Here is a 17995-nt window from a genome sequence, read left to right as displayed (position 1 = left end):
ACGGACGCGAGCAGCACGGGAAGGAGTCCTGTGGCAAAGGACCGTTCACAGCGCGATGACTACACAGGCCCTCTGCGCAGATTGCTGCTGGGGATCGTGGTTCTGTGCCTGTTGGGTATTTTTGTCGTCTGGCGGATCGATAGCCCCCGGGTCGAACGGTTTCGCGCACAAGTGGTCGATACTGTCGTCCCATCGATGGAATGGGCCATGGTCCCCGTCACCGCAGCCGTCCACCTGGCGCGGGATTTCCAAAGCTACCAACGTCTAAGCGAACAGAACCGCGAGCTGCGCAGCGAGCTGCGCCTGATGCGGGCCTGGAAAGAGGCCGCACTGCAGCTGGAACAGGAAAATGCCCGGTTGCTGGACCTGAACAACGTGCGGCTTGACCCCCGGTTGACCTATGTCACAGGTGTTGTCATGGCCGACAGTGGCTCACCGTTTCGGCAGTCGGTGCTTCTGAACGTAGGCGAGCGCGACGGCATTCTGAATGGCTGGGCCACTATGGACGGCATTGGCGTTGTCGGGCGTATTTCGGGTGTGGGGCCGGATACGGCACGAGTGATCCTGCTAACCGATGCATCAAGCGCGATACCGGCGACGATCCAACCGTCAGGCCAGACCGCTTTGATTGCGGGTGACAACACTGCTTCACCAGTGGTGGAGTTTCTGGAAAATCGCGAACTGGTGCGGCCGGGCGACCGGGTGGTGACCTCGGGCGATGGCGGCGTGTTTCCTGGCGGCTTGCTGATCGGCCAGATCTCCGCCGATCCGGGTGGCCGTCTCCGAGTGCGCCTGTCCGCCGATTTCGAACGCTTGGAATTTCTGCGCGTGCTGCGATACCAGCCCGCCACACCTATACGCGACCCAGGGGGTATCGTGGGCCCGCTACAGCCTGAGGCGGCCCTGACCCCGCAGGAGGCTGGCGATGGATAAAGCGACGTCGCAGTTGTGGGCGAAACGCAGCCTTTACCTGTTTCTGGCCGCTTTGGTCCTGTTTCTGCACTTGTTGCCGTTGGATACGAAACCGGATCGTTGGCCATTTCCCGACCTGCTGATCGCGCTGACCTTTGCCTGGGTGCTGCGTCGCCCAGACTACGTTCCGACCCTGGCGATCGCGGCGGTCATGCTGACAGCGGATCTGCTGTTGCAACGCCCTCCGGGACTGTTGGCTGCGCTGGTTGTCATGGGTGCCGCCTATCTGCGCTCGGCAGCGCCGGGGATGCGGGATTCCGGGTTTGTGGGTGAGTGGACAACCGTTGGGGCCGTCATCACCGGTATTTTTGTCATGAACCGGATTATTCTTGCTATCCTGTCTGTCCAACAGGCTGCATTGGTTCCAACGGTGGCACAACTGGTTCTGACGATTGCAATCTACCCTCTGATCGTTCTGCTGAGTCAGAGCGCCTTTGGGGTACAGCGTGTGTCCACAGTGGACACAGTTGCCGCGGGAGGGCGCACATGAAACCGCGCGCACCAAAGCCAAAGGGCCTGGCTTACAAACGCCTGCCGCGTCGGGCATTGCTTTTGGGCGGCCTGCAAGTTGTGTTTATCGGCGGGCTGGCCGCGCGGATGCGGTTCATGCAGGTCGATCAGGCCGATGAATACCGCCTGCTTGCGGAAGAAAACCGGATCAATATCCGCCTGATCCCACCGACACGCGGGCGCATCTACGACCGTAACGGCGAAATCATCGGCCAGAACTCCCCCTCCTACCGGATCGTCATCGTGCGCGAGGATGCGGGGGATATCGACAAGGTCATTGCCAAACTTTCGGATCTGATCCCGCTGACAGAGGATGAGATCGAACGTGCCAAAACCGAGATGCACCGCTCCGCCCCATTTCTGCCTGTTACGCTAGCCGATCAGGTCACATGGGAGGACATCTCGAAAGTCGCAGTGAATGCGCCTGCCTTGCCCGGAGTCACGCCCGAGGTTGGGTCAACCCGACAATACCCGCGATACGAAGATTTCGCCCATATCGTCGGCTATGTCGGCCCGGTCAGTGATTATGACCTCAGCCAGATCGAAGACCCGGAACCGGTGCTGCGCATTCCTCGCTTTCAGATTGGCAAGGTCGGGCTGGAAGCGAAACAAGAGATTTCCTTGCGCGGCAGGGCCGGCTCTAAACGCGTCGAAGTGAACGCCACCGGCCGCGTCATGCGCGAGTTGGACCGGCAGGAAGGCACCGCCGGGGCCGATCTTCAACTGTCGGTCGACGCAGACCTGCAGCAATATGCACAGGCCCGGCTGGCCGGGGAAAGCGCCGCCGCCGTTGTCATCGATTGCGAAACCGGGGATCTGCGGGCGATGGCCTCTGCCCCCAGTTTCGATCCCAATCTGTTCGTTCGCGGTATCTCGGTTGCGGACTATCGAATGCTGACCGAGGACAAATACCGCCCGCTGGCAAACAAGACGGTTCAAGGGACATACCCACCGGGTTCTACTTTCAAGATGGTCACTGCGCTGGCCGCGCTTGAGGCCGGTGTCATCGGCCCCGGCAACACGGTCTATTGCCCAGGTCACCTGAAGGTTGGCAGCCGTCGCTTCCACTGCTGGAAGCGCGGTGGTCACGGTATGGTGGACCTCAATACCTCGCTTAAGCGCAGCTGCGACGTGTACTATTACGACGTCGCGATAAAGGTCGGGATCGACAAGATATCCGAAATGGCAAACACGCTCGGGTTGGGTATCAAACATGACATTCCCATGTCCGCCGTGCGCGCCGGGTTGGCGCCAAATCAGGAATGGAAACAGCGGACACACGGTGAAGAATGGCTGATTGGCGACACGGCCAACGCGTCGATCGGGCAGGGTTTCATGCTGGCCTCGCCCATGCAACTGGCCGTGATGACCGCAAGGATTGCAACCGGACGCGCCGTCGCGCCCCGGTTGGTGCGGTCGATTGACGGGGTCGAGCAGCACTCGGGTGCAGGGGAACCGCTTGCAATCAGCCCGGCAAACCTCAGGTACATCCGCGAGGCAATGTTCTCGGTCTCGAACGACCGGCGCGGGACGGCTTATCGCAGCCGCATCATCGCCGACGAGTTCCGCATGGCGGGCAAAACCGGCACCAGCCAGGTCCGCAATATCACCAAGGCTGAACGAGCGGCGGGCGTGATCCGCAACGAAGACCTGCCTTGGGAACGTCGCGACCACGCCCTGTTTGTCAGCTTCGCGCCCTATGACAACCCGAAATACGCCATTGCTGTTGTGGTGGAACATGGCGGCGGCGGCTCCAAGGCGGCAGCCCCGGTGGCGCGCGACATCATGCTTCAAGCCCTATACAAAGGCACGCCACCGCTCGAAGCTTATCCGACCGCGGATCGTGACCGTATCAAGGAACAGCAAAAACGGCTTGAAGGCGACCGCCGTCCCAAAGCGCGTCCTGACGCGAAGGACCGCGCATGAGCTATCTTGAATATGCCGTCAAATCCACACCGACCGGGTTCCGCAAAGTTCTGTACATGAACTGGCCGCTGACGCTGCTGCTGATCAGCGTCGCCAGCGCCGGGTTTCTGATGCTGTACTCTGTCGCCGGAGGGTCGTGGACCCCTTGGGCCGAGCCGCAGATGGAACGGTTCGGGCTGGGCCTGGTGGTCATGTTCATCGTTGCCATCATCCCCATCTGGTTCTGGCGCAACATGTCCGTCGTGGGATATCTGGGCTCAATTGCATTGCTGGTCTTTGTTGAACTGTTCGGTACCGTCGGGATGGGCGCACAGCGTTGGATCGACCTTGGATTCATGCGGTTACAACCCTCTGAACTGATGAAAGTCACGCTGGTGATGCTGCTGGCCGCCTATTACGACTGGCTGCCATCACACAAAACATCACGCCCGTTGTGGGTTCTCATTCCGGTTGCGCTGATCCTGATCCCGACTTTCATGGTGTTGAAACAACCGGACCTTGGCACGTCGATCCTGTTGCTGGCCGCCGGCGGCGGGCTGATGTTCCTTGCGGGCGTCCACTGGGCCTATTTCGCGGCCGTCATCGCCGCAGGTGTTGGTCTGGTCGCAACGGTGTTCAACAGCCGAGGCACAGAGTGGCAGCTACTCAAAGACTATCAGTTCCGTCGCATCGACACATTCCTTGACCCCTCAACCGACCCACTGGGTGCCGGGTATCACATCACCCAATCCAAGATCGCCTTGGGGTCCGGGGGCTGGAACGGGCGCGGATTCATGGAAGGTACGCAATCGCGCCTGAATTTCCTGCCCGAAAAACACACCGACTTTATCTTCACCACCTTGGCCGAGGAATTCGGGTTTGTCGGCGGAATTACCCTGCTGATCCTCTATGGGATGATCCTGATCTTCTGCATGGTCACGGCACTGTCGAGCAAGGATCGATTCTCGTCACTGGTCACCTTGGGCATTGCGCTGAACTTCTTTCTGTTTTTTGCGGTCAACATGTCGATGGTGATGGGTCTGGCCCCGGTCGTGGGTGTCCCGCTGCCAATGGTCAGCTATGGCGGATCAGCGATGCTGGTCCTGATGGCCGCATTCGGTATTGTGCAAAGCGCCCATATTCATCGCCCCCGCTGACCCGAAAGGCCCCCCATGACCGTGAACGTCCTGTTTTCCGCGCGCCCGGCGCAATGGCCCATCTATGAACCCCTGATCAGGCAAGGGCTGACCGAGGCCGGGTTGGACTTTCACCTCTCAACCGACATTCCTGCGGATCAGGTTGATTATGTGGTTTATGCTCCCAGCAGTGGGCTAACGGATTTTACCCCCTTCACCCGGCTGAAAGCTGTGCTGAGCCTATGGGCCGGGGTCGAAAAGATCGCCGACAACGAAACGCTTACGGTTCCACTGGCCCGGATGGTCGATAGCGGACTGGCCGAAGGCATGACCGAGTGGGTCGTCGGCCATGTGCTGCGCTATCATCTGGGTATGGATGCCCATATCACCGGGCAGGATGGCACATGGGAACCAGCCCCGCCGCCCTTGGCCTCACAGCGCCATGTCACAATATTGGGGCTGGGCGAATTGGGCGAAGCGTCGGCGCGGGCGCTTGCAGCGCTGAATTTCAACGTCACCGGTTGGAGCCGCACGCAGAAAGACATCCCCGGCATCACCTGCCTAAGCGGTCCGGATGGCCTGCGCACGGCACTGTCACAAGCGGAAATCGTCGTCCTGCTGCTGCCCGACACACCCGCAACCGAGAATATCCTGAACGCTGATACACTCGCCCTGTTGCCCCGGGGCGCAAAGATCATCAATCCCGGTCGCGGGCCGCTGATTAATGATGACGCGCTTTTGGATGCTTTGAATGCCGGAGAGGTTGGCCATGCCACGCTGGATGTATTCCGCGTCGAACCTTTGCCCGCCGATCATCCCTACTGGGCTCATCCAAATGTGACTGTGACGCCCCATATCGCGTCCGAGACCCGGCCACCGACGGCGGCACAGGTCATTTGTGAGAATATTCGACGTGGTGAAGCGGGCGAGCCCCACCTGCATCTCGTCGATCGCACTCTGGGCTATTAAGCCGCGATTAGCCCGCGACCCTTCAGCAAAGCCTCAACGCCCGGCAGGCGACCACGGAAGGCCAGATACAGCTCCTCCGCTTCGCGAGAGCCACCGGTGGACAGGATGTTCTCTTCCAGCGCTTTGGCGCGTTCGGGGTCGAAGGCCCCTCCGGCCTCTTCAAAGGCCTCGAACGCGTCAGCGTCCATGACTTCGGACCACATATAGCTGTAGTAGCCCGCGCTATAGCCGTCGCCCGCAAAAACGTGGGCAAAATGCGGCGTGGCGTGGCGCATCCCGATGGCTTTGGGCATACCCAGCGCTGTCAGAACCTCGGCCTGTTTCGCCATCGGATCTGCCGGGGCTGCGCCATCATGGAAGGCCAGATCAACCAGTGCCGACGCGACATACTCGACTGTCTGGAAACCCTGATCGAAATTGGCCGCCTTGAGCACTTTCTCCAACATCTCTTGCGGCATGGGTTCGCCGGTTTCGGCATGAGTGGCGAATTCGGCCAGAACTTCCGGCACTTCCAGCCAGTGTTCATACAGCTGGCTTGGCAGCTCGACGAAATCCCGGGCGACCGAGGTGCCCGAGATGCTTTCATAGGTCACGTCGGACAGCATCTGATGCAGGGCGTGGCCGAACTCGTGGAACAGCGTACGCGCATCATCATAAGACAGCAGCGCCGGATCGCCCTTGGCAAAGTTGCAGACATTGATCACGACCGGGGCCTGTTCCTTAGGGAACTTCGCCTGCCCCCGCATCGCACTGCACCATGCGCCTGAACGCTTGGACCCGCGTGCGAAATAGTCGCCGATGAAGACAGCGATATGCTTACCGTTACGCGTCACGTCCCACGCCCGACAATCGGAGTGGTAAAGTGGCACATCCAGCGGTCTGAACTCCAACCCGAACAGGCGGTTGGCGCAGGCAAACGAGGCCTCGATCATCCGGTCCAGTTGCAGGTAAGGCTTCAGCGCGGCTTCATCCAGATCGTGTTCAACCTTACGGCGTTTCTCGGCGTAGTAGCGCCAATCCCACGCTTCCAAAGGACCGTTGACGCCATCCTCCTGCAACATCGCGGTTAGTACCTCTGCATCCGCGTCGGCGCGTGTCTTGGCGGGTTCCCACACCTGCATCAGCAGGTCCCGTACACGATCCGGTGTGCGGGCCATTTCGGTTTCCAGCTTGTAGTCTGCAAAACTGGCATAACCCAGAAGTTTGGCGCGTTCTTCGCGCAAGTTCAGGATTTCAGCGGCGATTTCACGATTGTCGGTGTCTCCGCCATTCGCACCCCGCGCGGTCCAGGCGCGATAGGCTTTTTCCCGCAGATCGCGACGGGGCGAGAACTGAAGGAACGGAACGATAATCGATCGCGACAGTGTCACAACGGGGCCGTCCGCGCTCTTTTCCTGCCCTGCGGCCCGCGCGGCGTCGATTACGAAATCCGGCAGGCCTTGCAGATCCTCTTCGTCCAGGTCCATGAACCAGTCGCGCTCATCCGCCAGCAGGTTCTGGGTAAAGGAGGTACCCAGCGACGCCAAACGTGCCTTGATCTCTTGCATCCGTGCGTCTTTGTCGCCTTCTAGTGCGGCACCCGCGCGAACAAAACCACGATGAGAGAGCATCAGAACACGAGCCTGTTCTTCGGTCAGCCCCAAATCATCGCGCCGTTCCCACAGGTCCGCCACACGCTGAAACAGTGCCTTGTTCGAAGAGATGCCCGAGAAATGCGCCGCCAGTTTCGGTGAAAAGTCCCGCTGCAACTCCTCGCGTTTGGGGTTGCTGTCGGCCCCTGCGACTGTGAAGAAGACCGACAGAACCTTGTCCAGTTGCTCACCCGCAGCCTCAAGCGCCTCGACAGTATTGGCAAATGTCGGCGCGTCCGGGTTTGCGGCAATCGCATCAATTTGCGCGTTGTGCGCGACTAGCGCCTGTTCCAGCGCAGGCGCGAAGTCGTCATCTGAAATCTGGGCGAACGGGGCAATTTCAAACGGAGTGGTCCAGTCGGACAGGATCGGGTTGGTCATGCAGATCTCCTTTGCCCATATAGCTAGGCAAGACCTACGCGATGATCCAGAGCACTTGGTAAATTTGATGCGTCAGCCGCAGATCGGACAATCTGCGCGTTTGGACAACGCGATCTTGCGGCTTTCTCCGTAAAGCGCGTCATAGATCAGCATCTCACCCCTTAGCGGCTGCCCTGCGCCGGTGATCACCTTGATCGCCTCGACCGCCATCATCGATCCAACAACACCCGGCAGCGGACCAATCACCCCCGCCTCGGCGCAAGACGGCGCAAGACCGGGGGCCGGAGCTTCGGGAAAAATGCACTGATAGCAAGGGCCGCCCGATGTGGGATCAAAAACGCTCAGCTGTCCTTCCCATTGCGACAACGCGCCCGAGATCAGCGGTTTTCCCAGCGCAACAGCGGTTCGATTGGCCAGATAGCGAGTGTCGAAATTGTCCGTCCCATCAAGGATCAGGTCAAAATCGGAAAACAAGTCCGAAGCAATCTCTTCGTTCAGTCGGCGATGGTAGGGCAGAACGACAACCTTCGGGTTCTGCGCCTCCATCGCTTGCTGGGCCGAGAACACCTTGGGCATCCCGATATCCGCGTCCCGGTGGATCACCTGACGTTGCAGATTGGCATTCTCGACCTCGTCATCGTCGATCACACCGATGGTGCCGACACCCGCCGCCGCCAGATATTGCAGGGCAGGCGCGCCCAATCCACCTGCACCGATCACCAGAACACGCGCCAGTTTCATCTTTTTCTGACCCGGCCCGCCGAGCTCACGCAGCACAATGTGGCGCGCATAGCGTTCCAATTCGGTCTCAGAGAACTGATCAGCTGGCATGGTGGGCTCCTGTTCCGGGGCGGGCGCGGCGCCCGTACGCAGCGCTTTCAATACCTTCCCATATGCCAAAGCCAAAGCGCCAAAACCACCCAGGAGCAGCCAGGGGGCAGGCGAACCGCCGGTCGCCACGCGCAGCGGGTTTTCTTCTGGCAAGACCAGCTGTGCGATGATCACCCCAAGCAGCAACACCGCGACAGACGTCACGCGCGCAGCCCGCGACACACCGGCAATATAGCCCACGCCCCACAGCCCGGCCCCGAGAAGCAGAACCAGCAGCATCAGCCGCGCCCGGTAGAGCCGAACCCACCGGCCCCACGTTCGGTTTCACCCAGAGCATCAACCAGCTCAAAATCGGCTTGCACGACCGGCGCGACAACAAGCTGCGCGATACGTTCACCATGGGTGATTTCGAACGCCTCTTGCCCGGCGTTCAGGACAATCACCCCCAACGGTCCGCGGTAATCGCTGTCAATCGTACCGGGCGTGTTCGGCAGCGTAATTCCGTGCTTCAATGCAAGCCCGGATCGGGGGCGCACCTGCACTTCGTATCCAAGCGGGATTTCGATACGCAAACCGGTTGGAATCAACGCGCGCGCCCCAGGTTCCAACGTGACAGAGGCCTTTCCCGGCAGATTGGCCCGAACGTCTGCACCCGCCGCGCCTGCGGTTTCATAGGACGGCAGTGCCACTGTCGGATCGGCCCCGTCTTCACGGATTACTCGGATTGCGACCATCCTGTTTCCTTCTTTGTTGGGTTGCGGGTGTCAATCGCGCAAGGCGTCGGCGATCTTTGCCGCCAGTTTTTGCGCCACCTGATCCTTTGCCATGCGGGGCCATTCCTCTGCCCCATCTTCCGAAATCAAAGTCACTGCGTTTTCTGACCCGCCCATGATCCCCGTGGCAGGGCTGACATCGTTGGCCACAATCCAGTCGCAACCTTTTCGCGCGCGCTTGGCCGTGGCGTGGTCGACGACGTTATCTGTTTCCGCAGCGAACCCGACGACCAGCGGCGGGCGGCCCTGATCCATCTGAGCAACGCGTTTCAGAATGTCCGGGTTCTCGGCAAATTCCAGCGTCGGCAGGCCATCACGGCTTTTCTTGAGTTTCTGGTCCGAAGCCGATGCCACCCGCCAATCAGCCACCGCAGCGGCGAACACCCCCGCATCAACCGGCAGAGCTGCATCCACGGCATCAGACATCTGCTGCGCCGTTTCGACGGGCACAACCTGCACCCCTTCCGGAGGGGGAACGTCGGCCGGGCCTGTGACAAAAATTACTTCAGCACCCAACGCGGCCAGCGCTCGCGCCACCGCTGCGCCCTGAGCCCCGGAAGATCGGTTGGCGATATAGCGCACCGGATCAATCGGCTCATGTGTCGGCCCCGAGGTGACAAGCACACGCTTACCGCTGAGAGGCCCGTCGCCCAGCGCGGCCTCGATAGCAGCAACAATTTCCAACGGCTCAGACATGCGTCCGGGGCCGAACTCCCCGCAGGCCATATCGCCTTCGTTCGGGCCGACAAATCGAACGCCGTCCGCCTGCAACTGCGCCAGATTGCGCTGGGTGGCAGGGTGATCCCACATCCGCACATTCATCGCAGGCGCACACAAAACCGGCGTGTCCGTTGCCATCAACAGCGTCGAGGCCAGATCATTCGCCAAGCCACCAGCCATCTTGCCCATCAGGTCAGCCGTCGCCGGAGCAACCACCAACAGATCAGCCGACCGCGACAGTTGGATATGCCCCATCTCGGCCTCATCCGTCAGATCGAACAGATCGCGATAGACCTTTTCACCCGCCAGGGCAGAAACCGACAAGGGCGTCACGAATTCCTCTGCAGCGCGGGTCAGAACAGGGGTAACCGAAGCACCTCGCTCGCGCAGCCGCCGGATCAGATCCAACGTCTTATAGGCCGCGATACCGCCTCCGATAATCAGCAGAATACGTTTGGATGCCAGCATGTTCAGCCCTTCCCGTCCCGGTCGGTCCTGACCTTAGGCAAGGCGACCGGGCAGTTCCAGCGGTTAATTCCCAGTCTCGAATGCTTTGCAGGGGTCCTCGCGCTCGACCGCAGGGCTGTCGATGATCGCGTCAAACTCTCCGTGAACGACGCCATCTTCGGACTGCCCCAACACAAACACCTTCAAGCCCGGGCGAAGGCGCGTCAGAAATGTCGGAACTCCCTGATCCTTGCGCGCGTGGCCATTGCCGGTGATCACCGCAACGGGTCCGCCGGTTTCATCCGTTGCCCGAAGGACCGCGCGCGTTAAAACCGCATCCCGCAAGCGTTGGATCGCAACCATCTGGGGCAACGCCTCGGCAGGCAAAGCGTTGCAATGGGCAGCCAGCTGCTCTGCCTCTCGCGCGGCCTGATCTTCTGGCGACAACGGAACCGTCAAACCATAGCGTGCCGCATCGGCCCCCAACGCGGTCGCCGCCCCACGCTCCATCGCAGCGCGAGCCGCCGTGCGGGGAACCATAGCGCCGTAAACCGGCGCGTCCGAGGCCTGAAATACCGGATAATACATGCTGAGAGGGGGCCAGCCGGATTCGGCCCAACGCAAGATGCGGGACAGTTCTTCGGGGTTGGAAGCAGCGGTTTGCGCCAAACGCTGCGCACCTTCTTCCGTCACCATTTCCCAGACAACAGCCGAAGGTTCGATCGCTTCTATTGCCTCAGTCTGAACGAGGTGATGGTTCGGGTTGTCATGGATTTCGCCCAGAATTACCACATCCGCAGATCGCATGTCAGCGAGCACATCGTCAGGGATCAAATCGCCAGCCGCAGCCGGCTGCAATAGCGCAACCAGAAACCCGCAGGTAAGTACCAGATTCGCAATATGTTTCATGCGAAGAAGTGTTGCACCTCGCGCGACTGCGCTTCAAGGTTCTTGCGCATCTTCACAAAGGCTGCGGCCTCAAGCTGACGGACGCGTTCCTTTGACAGGCCCAGCTCTTGCCCAAGGCTTTCCAGGGTCCTCGACGGTTCACGCAGCTTACGTTCGCTGACAATGAAACGCTCTCGTTCGTTCAGGGCCTGCATGGCCGCAACCAGCCATTCCCGCAGCTGCCGCGTATCATGGCTGTGTTCGACGGCCTCGGCGGCCTGTTCGCTCTCGTCTTCCAGCGCATCGATCCACTCACGCCCGTCTTCATCGGCCGACTGGATGGCGTTCAGCGAAAAATCCGACCCCGCCAAACGGCCTTCCATCATCTCAACATCACGCAAGGGAACACCGATCTCGGCGGCGATCATCTGGTGCAATTGATGGCGATCCAGTTCCAGCCCCTCGGTCGCGGCTTCGCGTTCCAGACGTGCCTGCACGCGGCGCATGTTGAAAAACAGCGATTTCTGTGAGGAGGTCGAACCGGTACGCACCATCGACCAGTTGCGCATCACATAGTCCTGAATGCTGGCCTTGATCCACCATACGGCATAAGTCGAAAAACGAACGCCGCGGTCAGGATCAAACTTGTCAGCGGCTTTCATCAGGCCCAGACCGGCCTCTTGGATAAGGTCATTCATTGGCGCGCCATAGCGTTTGAACTTGGCGGCCATCGAAATGGCCAAGCGCATATAGGCGGTAATCAGACGGTGCAGCGCCTGCTCATCCCGTTGATCCCTCCATGCGTAGGCAAGTTGCAACTCGGTTTCGGCATCCAGCAACTCGGCCTTCATCGCCTGCCGGGACATCGAAAAATCACTTGCATTGTCCAGTGCCATGCAAATCTCCCCTTTTGACATAGGCGCGGGCCGGGCTTGCCTTGCCGACCTGTGGTCGATACGCAGGGCAAAACCGGTTGGATCACTAGAAAGGTAATAATAGTGCGTCCCGATTTAACCTTTGTTTTGGGTGGAGCGGCTTCTGGAAAGTCCGCCTTTTCCGAGCAACTGGTTGTTTCTTCGGGCAAAAATCGATTCTATCTGGCGACATCACAAGTGTTTGATGATGAAATGCGCCTAAAAGTTAAGCACCATATTGCACAACGAGGCAGCGGTTGGACCACAGTCGAGGCCCCTTTTGATCTCACCCCCACCTTGGCAGGTCTGACTTCCGGTGATGTCTGCCTGATAGATTGTGCCACAATGTGGCTGACCAATCACCTTTTGGCCGAAAACGATCTGCTGCACGAGCAGGGCAAATTACTTCAGGCGCTGAAGACCTGCGAGGGGCAGATTGTGATCGTCTCGAACGAGGTGGGGCACGGGATCGTTCCCGATAATGCCCTGTCTCGCAGATTTCGTGAGGCGCAGGGGCGGTTGAACATTGCCTTAGCAGCACAGGCCGATGTCGTTGTCCAAGTCACGGCAGGGTTGCCACTGGTTTTGAAAGGCCAATTGCCGTGACCCGGCTGCACCTTGTTCGCCATGGTCCGACACATGCGAAAACCATGGTCGGATGGTCTGATATCCCCGCCGACCTGAGCGATCACACAGCGATCGAGCGGCTGCACGCGCATTTTCCAACTGACGCCATCGTCGTATCCTCGGACCTGTCTCGCGCGGTCGACACCGCGTCGGCCATCCAGGGTAATCGTCGGCGCCTGCCCCATCACACGGACCTGCGCGAGATCAATTTCGGCACATGGGAGCTGCGCAGCTTCAAAGAGATCGAGGCGGAAGACCCCGAACTGGCCTTCGCCTATTGGGACAACCCCGGTGAGGTCCGTCCGCCACAGGGCGAAAGCTGGAACGACGTACGGGCCCGGGTCGATGCCGCGGTTGATGGGTTAATCGCCCAATACAAGGGGCGGGATTTGATCCTGGTCGCGCATTTCGGAGTCATCCTAACACAGCTCCAACGCGCGCTTGGCATCAACGCCCAACAAGCCTTTTCACATCGGATCGACAACCTGTCGGTGTCCGAGATTACCATTGCCCAAGATCAGTGGTCCGTCGGCCGCATCAATCACCGACCGTGATCAGGTAGCGCACAATTCTCTGATTTACCTGTTAGGCAACGTCAGACATCGTTGTGCAATGACTTATGATCTTTATATCGGCGATCGCCTGTTCTCTAGCTGGTCGCTACGCGGCTGGCTCATGCTGGAAAAGTTTGGCCTGCCCTATCGCAGCCATATGATCGGGCTGTATTCCGGCACCATGGCCGAAGACATGCAACCGTTGACCCCGGCGCGGTTGGTTCCAGCCTTGCAATTGCCCGACAGTACAGTTGTTGGAGAATCCCTGGCTATGGCCGAAACACTGGCCGAGCGTCATCCAGAGGCACATCTTTGGCCAAAGGATCCCTCGGCCCGTGCAACGGCCCGATGGCTCTGTGCTGAGATGGTGGCAGGCTTCACAGCATTGCGTGGGCAGTGCCCAATGCAACTGAAACAGTGTTGGGAGGGGTTTGAACCGTCATCCGCGACCCTTGCCGACCTGGAGCGCATCGAAACCTTATGGGCGCACGCACGTTCGGTGTCGGGTGCATCTTCTGGCCCGCTGTTCGGACGTTATTCGCTGGCTGATGTTTTTTATACCCCGGTCGCTGCTCGTATAGTCGGCTATGGTCTTCCGGTTTCAGATGAAAACTTGTCTTACTGCCACCAGCTTTTGGCAGATGTCTCTGTCCGGCAATGGCGCGCAATGGGTTTGACGGTGCCTTACGCTCCGTTCCCCTACGCCCAGAATTTGCCGTCGCGACCGTGGCCAATCGGGGGTGTTTCCCACGCCAAGGCTGTTTCAAACGCGCCATCGCTCAATTCCAATTGCCCATATTCGGGCAAACCCGTGGCCGATTTTCTGGAACTCGACGGTCAGGTCTGGGGGTTTTGCAATCCGTTTTGCCGCAACAAAACCGTCGCAGATCCCGGTGCCTGGCCAAAATTCAAGGCGATGGTCGACAGCGTTAACACTTCTTAAACCGCAGCCGTGGCAGCAACGTCCTGTTAACCAAGAACAGGATTACCATGGTCGCCCGCGCTCATACCGTTGCCTTTCAGGGGGTCGAGGCCCGCCCGGTCGAAGTGCAATGCGCCGTCTCGCCTGGGCTGCCAGCGTTTTCGATCGTAGGCCTGCCGGACAAGGCGGTGTCCGAGGCGCGCGACCGGGTACGCAGCGCGCTCAGTTCGATGGCCATCGCGCTGCCGTCAAAGCGGATCACCATCAACCTTTCCCCGGCGGACCTGCCCAAAGAGGGCAGCCATTTCGACTTGCCCATCGCAGTCGCTCTGCTGTCGGCACTGGAAATCATCCCCTCTGACGCCGCTGAGGGGTCGGTCGCATTGGGTGAGCTGTCTCTCGATGGCTCATTGGTGCCCGTAGTTGGCGCCCTGCCCGCCGCGATGACGGCTGCGACCGAGGATCGGGCGCTGCTCTGCCCCCGTGCGTCCGGCGCCGAAGCCGCATGGGTGGACGCAACGCAGGTCATAGGCGCAGAATCCCTGGGCGATGTCGTGCGCCATTTCACCGGCCAGACTCCAATTGCAGCCGCAGCGCCGGGCGAGGTTACTCTGGCGCACAGCTTACGCGATCTTCGCGATGTAAAGGGTCAGGAACGCGCCAAACGCGCGCTGGAAATCGCCGCAGCGGGGCGGCACCACCTGATCATGATCGGCACGCCGGGTTCCGGAAAATCCATGCTGGCGGCCCGTCTTCCTGGTATCTTGCCCCCGCTGACGCCGACCGAAGCGTTGGAAACTTCGATGATCCACTCTTTATGCGGGTTGCTTGACGAAGGCGGCATCAGCCGGTCCCGCCCCTTCCGGGAACCACACCACACAGCCTCGATGGCTGCCATCGTCGGAGGCGGAAAGGGAGCCAAGCCCGGAGAAATCTCGCTGGCGCACAATGGTGTCCTGTTCATGGACGAGTTCCCGGAGTTCCCGCGCACCGTTTTGGAAACCCTTCGACAGCCCATTGAGACAGGCGAAGTCATGGTCGCCCGCGCCAATGCCCATGTGAAATACCCCTGCCGTTTCATGTTGGTTGCTGCGGCCAACCCCTGCAAATGCGGGTACCTGACCGATCCGGCGCGCGCGTGTTCGCGTGCGCCCGGATGTGGCGAGGACTATTTGGGGCGGATCTCAGGCCCGCTGATGGATAGGTTCGACCTGCGGATCGAAGTTCCCCCGGTCGGATTTACCGATCTCGATTTACCACCATCTGGCGACAGTTCGGCCACCGTTGCGGCCCGAGTCGAAGCCGCGCGGCATGTTCAGGCTGCGCGGTTTCGCGACCTGCCGGAAACCCGCCAAAACGCGGATGTCGAAGGTAAAATGCTCGAAGAAATCGCCGCTCCGGATGCTGAGGGCAAAGATCTGCTGATCAAGGCCGCTGAACGGTTCGGCCTTTCGGCGCGTGCGTTTCACCGCATCCTACGGGTCGCCCGAACCATCGCTGATTTGGAGGGCAGCGCCGACATCCGACGCCCGCATATGGCCGAGGCGCTGAGTTTCCGCATCAGCGCCCGGGTTGCGGCCTAGATTTTGGCTTCGATCGCGTCCCAGATTTTTCCGGCAATGTTGACACCATCGAACCGCTCCAACTCTTGGATGCCGGTGGGCGAGGTCACATTGATTTCAGTCAGGTAGTCACCGATCACATCGATACCGACGAAAATCTGACCTTTTTCCTTCAGCAACGGGCCGATTGCAGCACAGATTTCAAGGTCACGTTCGCTTAACCCGATCTTCTCGGGCCGACCACCTACATGCATGTTGGAACGGGTTTCCCCTTCGGCCGGAACGCGATTGATCGCGCCAACCGGCTCTCCGTCCACCAGAATCACCCGTTTGTCCCCGTTGCGCACGTCGGGCAGGAATTTCTGTACAATCAGCGGTTCGCGGGAAAATCCGATAAACAGTTCATGCAGTGATGCCAGGTTGCGATCATTGGCGTCCAGACGGAATACCCCGGCACCACCATTGCCATAGAGCGGTTTCAGGATGATGTCCTGATGCTTTTCCTTGAACGCTTTGATGGTTTGCAAGTCGCGGGCAATCGTAGTTGGCGGCGTCAAATCGGGAAAATCCAGAACCAACAGCTTCTCGGGATAATTTCGCACCCAAAACGGATCATTAACCACCAAAGCCTGCACCTTCAGCCGGTCCAGCAGGTGGGTCGATGTGATGTAATGCATATCGAATGGAGGGTCCTGACGCAGCCAGACCACGTCGAAATCGGCCAAATCAACGTCGCGCTCGGGGCCAAGCACCGCGGGGTCCCCAGGAACGCGCTGGACGGTCATATCATGGCCACGCGCGGTGATACGCCCTTCTTGATAAGCCAGTTGATCCGGGCCGTAGAAAAACAGCTGGTGACCGCGTGACTGAGCCTCTTCAGCCAAACGGAACGAGCTGTCGGCGTTGATATCGACGGCCCCGATCGGGTCCATCTGAAAGGCGATTTTCATGGTGCGTCCCTCGTATTGACGCCTGATACATGGCTCAGCATGTCCGAGGGTTCAATGGTGATCAGGCTTGCCCGAATGCATTTTCGATAATTTGAACAGCACCTGTGGCGTCCACCAACGCTGCATCAAAACGCACATTTGTCAGTTGGCCCTCAGGCTCTTGCTCCAGAAACTTCGCGGCCGAGGCGCAGATGCGATCCATCTGCCGTCGGCTGATCCGGGCCGCCGCCTGATCGAAACTGGTGCTTTTCTTGACCTCGATGAATACAAGACCGTTCGCATCCCGCGCAATCAGGTCGATTTCACCACCCGCCCCACGCCAGCGACGATGTGCAATGGAAAAGCCACGCCGCTGATAGTCGGCGGCCACATGCATTTCAGCCGCCTGACCCGCGTGAAAAGAAACCGAACCCCGCACAGATCGACTGGTCATGTTATCCCTTCCCCAGCTTCAAAGCCTTCTGGTAAATCGGCCGACGCGGAAGATTGAACATCTCTGACACAAGATCAGCGGCGTCACGCACAGAATGCGTTTCCAGGGCCTTCATCAAAGCCTGGTCTACGTCAGATTCGTTAACAGTTGGCGAATGGCCGCGATCCACCATCACGACAATTTCGCCTTTGACAGACCTGTTCTGGAAGTCCTCAGCCAAATCACCCAATGTACCGCGCCGGACCTCTTCGAATTTCTTGGTCAACTCGCGGCAAACGGCGCCAGCGCGATCCTTTCCCAAAACCAGAGAAAGATCCGCAAGGCTCACAGCAAGGCGTTTTGGCGATTCGTAGACAACCAGCGTGCCCGGTATGTCGCGCAGCGCCTCGATTCGCGCGCGCCGTGCGCCAGCCGCATTTGGCAGGAAACCTGCGAAAAAGAACGCATCTGTTGGCAGCCCAGCCAAAGTCAAAGCAGTCAAAACGGCTGAGGCCCCGGGGGCGCAGGTGACAGTAAAACCTGCTTCGGCGGCTTCTTTGCCCAAATCATAACCCGGATCCGCAATCAGGGGCATCCCGGCTTCCGAGGCGTAAGCGACGGATTTCCCTTGCTCCAACGCCTCGATGATTTTGGCCCGCGCACTTGCTCCGCTATGGTCATGATAGGCCTGAATATAGCGACCTTCCAAGGGAACGCCGTGTATCTCCATCAGCCGTCGCAGGCTGCGGGTGTCTTCGGCTGCGATCATATCCGCCGAGGCCAACACGTCCAAAGCCCTGAGCGTTATGTCGCGCGCCGTGCCGATTGGCGTGGCAACAAAATACAGACCCGCGCTCAATCTGACCTTTTGGAAATTCAAAGCTGGACCCT

At 59.6% G+C, this 17995-nt stretch carries 18 protein-coding genes; 9 read left to right on the top strand and 9 right to left on the bottom strand.

Annotated features, from left to right (window positions below; all coding sequences use genetic code 11):
• The first annotated feature begins 30 nt into the window (after window positions 1-30).
• The 5 genes from mreC to ACP0GE_RS13425 are packed head-to-tail and all read left to right on the top strand — an operon-like array spanning window position 31 to window position 5492.
• Window positions 31-933, top strand: coding sequence for a rod shape-determining protein MreC (gene mreC / locus ACP0GE_RS13445; RefSeq protein ID WP_424832441.1), 903 nt, complete (start codon window positions 31-33; stop codon window positions 931-933).
• On the top strand, window positions 926-1462 hold the full coding sequence (locus ACP0GE_RS13440) for a rod shape-determining protein MreD (RefSeq protein ID WP_424832440.1): 537 nt from the start codon (window positions 926-928) through the stop codon (window positions 1460-1462). The genes mreC and ACP0GE_RS13440 overlap by 8 nt, the downstream gene beginning before the upstream one ends.
• The gene (gene mrdA, locus ACP0GE_RS13435; protein ID WP_424832439.1) at window positions 1459-3408 is read left to right on the top strand and encodes a penicillin-binding protein 2; all 1950 of its coding nucleotides are present in this window, start codon (window positions 1459-1461) and stop codon (window positions 3406-3408) included. The genes ACP0GE_RS13440 and mrdA overlap by 4 nt, the downstream gene beginning before the upstream one ends.
• Window positions 3405-4544, top strand: coding sequence for a rod shape-determining protein RodA (gene rodA, locus ACP0GE_RS13430; RefSeq protein ID WP_424832438.1), 1140 nt, complete (start codon window positions 3405-3407; stop codon window positions 4542-4544). The genes mrdA and rodA overlap by 4 nt, the downstream gene beginning before the upstream one ends.
• Window positions 4545-4559: 15 nt before the next feature.
• Window positions 4560-5492, top strand: a complete 933-nt coding sequence (locus ACP0GE_RS13425; RefSeq protein ID WP_424832437.1) for a 2-hydroxyacid dehydrogenase — start codon at window positions 4560-4562, stop codon at window positions 5490-5492.
• Here the strand turns inward: ACP0GE_RS13425 and ACP0GE_RS13420 are convergent.
• From ACP0GE_RS13420 to ACP0GE_RS13395, 6 genes are all read right to left on the bottom strand, one after another.
• A complete protein-coding gene (locus ACP0GE_RS13420) occupies window positions 5489-7504 on the bottom strand; it encodes a M3 family metallopeptidase (protein ID WP_424832436.1) in 2016 nt (671 codons plus the stop codon). The genes ACP0GE_RS13425 and ACP0GE_RS13420 overlap by 4 nt on opposite strands.
• Before the next feature lie 72 nt (window positions 7505-7576).
• Window positions 7577-8614, bottom strand: coding sequence for a HesA/MoeB/ThiF family protein (locus ACP0GE_RS13415; RefSeq protein ID WP_424832435.1), 1038 nt, complete (start codon window positions 8612-8614; stop codon window positions 7577-7579).
• Window positions 8614-9069 carry a dUTP diphosphatase gene (gene dut, locus ACP0GE_RS13410; RefSeq protein ID WP_424832434.1) on the bottom strand — a complete coding sequence of 152 codons (456 nt, stop codon included), beginning with the start codon at window positions 9067-9069 and terminating at the stop codon, window positions 8614-8616. The genes ACP0GE_RS13415 and dut overlap by 1 nt, the downstream gene beginning before the upstream one ends.
• A 30-nt stretch (window positions 9070-9099) precedes the next feature.
• A complete protein-coding gene (gene coaBC, locus ACP0GE_RS13405) occupies window positions 9100-10296 on the bottom strand; it encodes a bifunctional phosphopantothenoylcysteine decarboxylase/phosphopantothenate--cysteine ligase CoaBC (protein ID WP_424832433.1) in 1197 nt (398 codons plus the stop codon).
• A 63-nt stretch (window positions 10297-10359) separates the two neighbouring features.
• Window positions 10360-11184: a ChaN family lipoprotein gene (locus ACP0GE_RS13400; RefSeq protein WP_424832432.1), complete on the bottom strand. Its 825-nt coding sequence runs from the start codon at window positions 11182-11184 to the stop codon at window positions 10360-10362.
• Window positions 11181-12059: an RNA polymerase factor sigma-32 gene (locus ACP0GE_RS13395; RefSeq protein ID WP_424832431.1), complete on the bottom strand. Its 879-nt coding sequence runs from the start codon at window positions 12057-12059 to the stop codon at window positions 11181-11183. The genes ACP0GE_RS13400 and ACP0GE_RS13395 overlap by 4 nt, the downstream gene beginning before the upstream one ends.
• Window positions 12060-12161: 102 nt before the next feature.
• Between ACP0GE_RS13395 and cobU the strand changes: the two genes are divergently transcribed.
• Genes cobU through ACP0GE_RS13375 form a run of 4 tightly spaced genes read left to right on the top strand, consistent with a single transcriptional unit; the run spans window position 12162 to window position 15763 of the window.
• On the top strand, window positions 12162-12683 hold the full coding sequence (gene cobU / locus ACP0GE_RS13390) for a bifunctional adenosylcobinamide kinase/adenosylcobinamide-phosphate guanylyltransferase (RefSeq protein WP_424833854.1): 522 nt from the start codon (window positions 12162-12164) through the stop codon (window positions 12681-12683).
• Complete coding sequence (locus ACP0GE_RS13385) at window positions 12680-13258, top strand: histidine phosphatase family protein (RefSeq protein ID WP_424832430.1); 579 nt, start codon at window positions 12680-12682, stop codon at window positions 13256-13258. The genes cobU and ACP0GE_RS13385 overlap by 4 nt, the downstream gene beginning before the upstream one ends.
• A gap of 58 nt (window positions 13259-13316) precedes the next feature.
• Window positions 13317-14201, top strand: coding sequence for a glutathione S-transferase (locus ACP0GE_RS13380; protein WP_424832429.1), 885 nt, complete (start codon window positions 13317-13319; stop codon window positions 14199-14201).
• 47 nt (window positions 14202-14248) lie between these two features.
• Window positions 14249-15763, top strand: coding sequence for a YifB family Mg chelatase-like AAA ATPase (locus tag ACP0GE_RS13375; protein WP_424832428.1), 1515 nt, complete (start codon window positions 14249-14251; stop codon window positions 15761-15763).
• Here the strand turns inward: ACP0GE_RS13375 and gshB are convergent.
• The 3 genes from gshB to rsmI form a co-directional block, all read right to left on the bottom strand.
• Complete coding sequence (gene gshB, locus ACP0GE_RS13370) at window positions 15760-16692, bottom strand: glutathione synthase (protein ID WP_424832427.1); 933 nt, start codon at window positions 16690-16692, stop codon at window positions 15760-15762. The genes ACP0GE_RS13375 and gshB overlap by 4 nt on opposite strands.
• A 61-nt stretch (window positions 16693-16753) precedes the next feature.
• Window positions 16754-17125: a YraN family protein gene (locus ACP0GE_RS13365; protein ID WP_424832426.1), complete on the bottom strand. Its 372-nt coding sequence runs from the start codon at window positions 17123-17125 to the stop codon at window positions 16754-16756.
• Between the two features lies 1 nt (window position 17126).
• Entirely contained in the window at window positions 17127-17984 is an 858-nt protein-coding gene (gene rsmI / locus ACP0GE_RS13360; RefSeq protein WP_424832425.1) for a 16S rRNA (cytidine(1402)-2'-O)-methyltransferase, read from the bottom strand.
• Window positions 17985-17995 lie beyond the last annotated feature (11 nt).

Source organism: Ruegeria sp. (genome assembly GCF_965243365.1).
Classification (GTDB): Bacteria; Pseudomonadota; Alphaproteobacteria; order Rhodobacterales; family Rhodobacteraceae; genus Ruegeria.
Note: the sequence above shows the minus strand (reverse complement) of the source record. Positions and strands in the feature narration are given on the sequence as shown.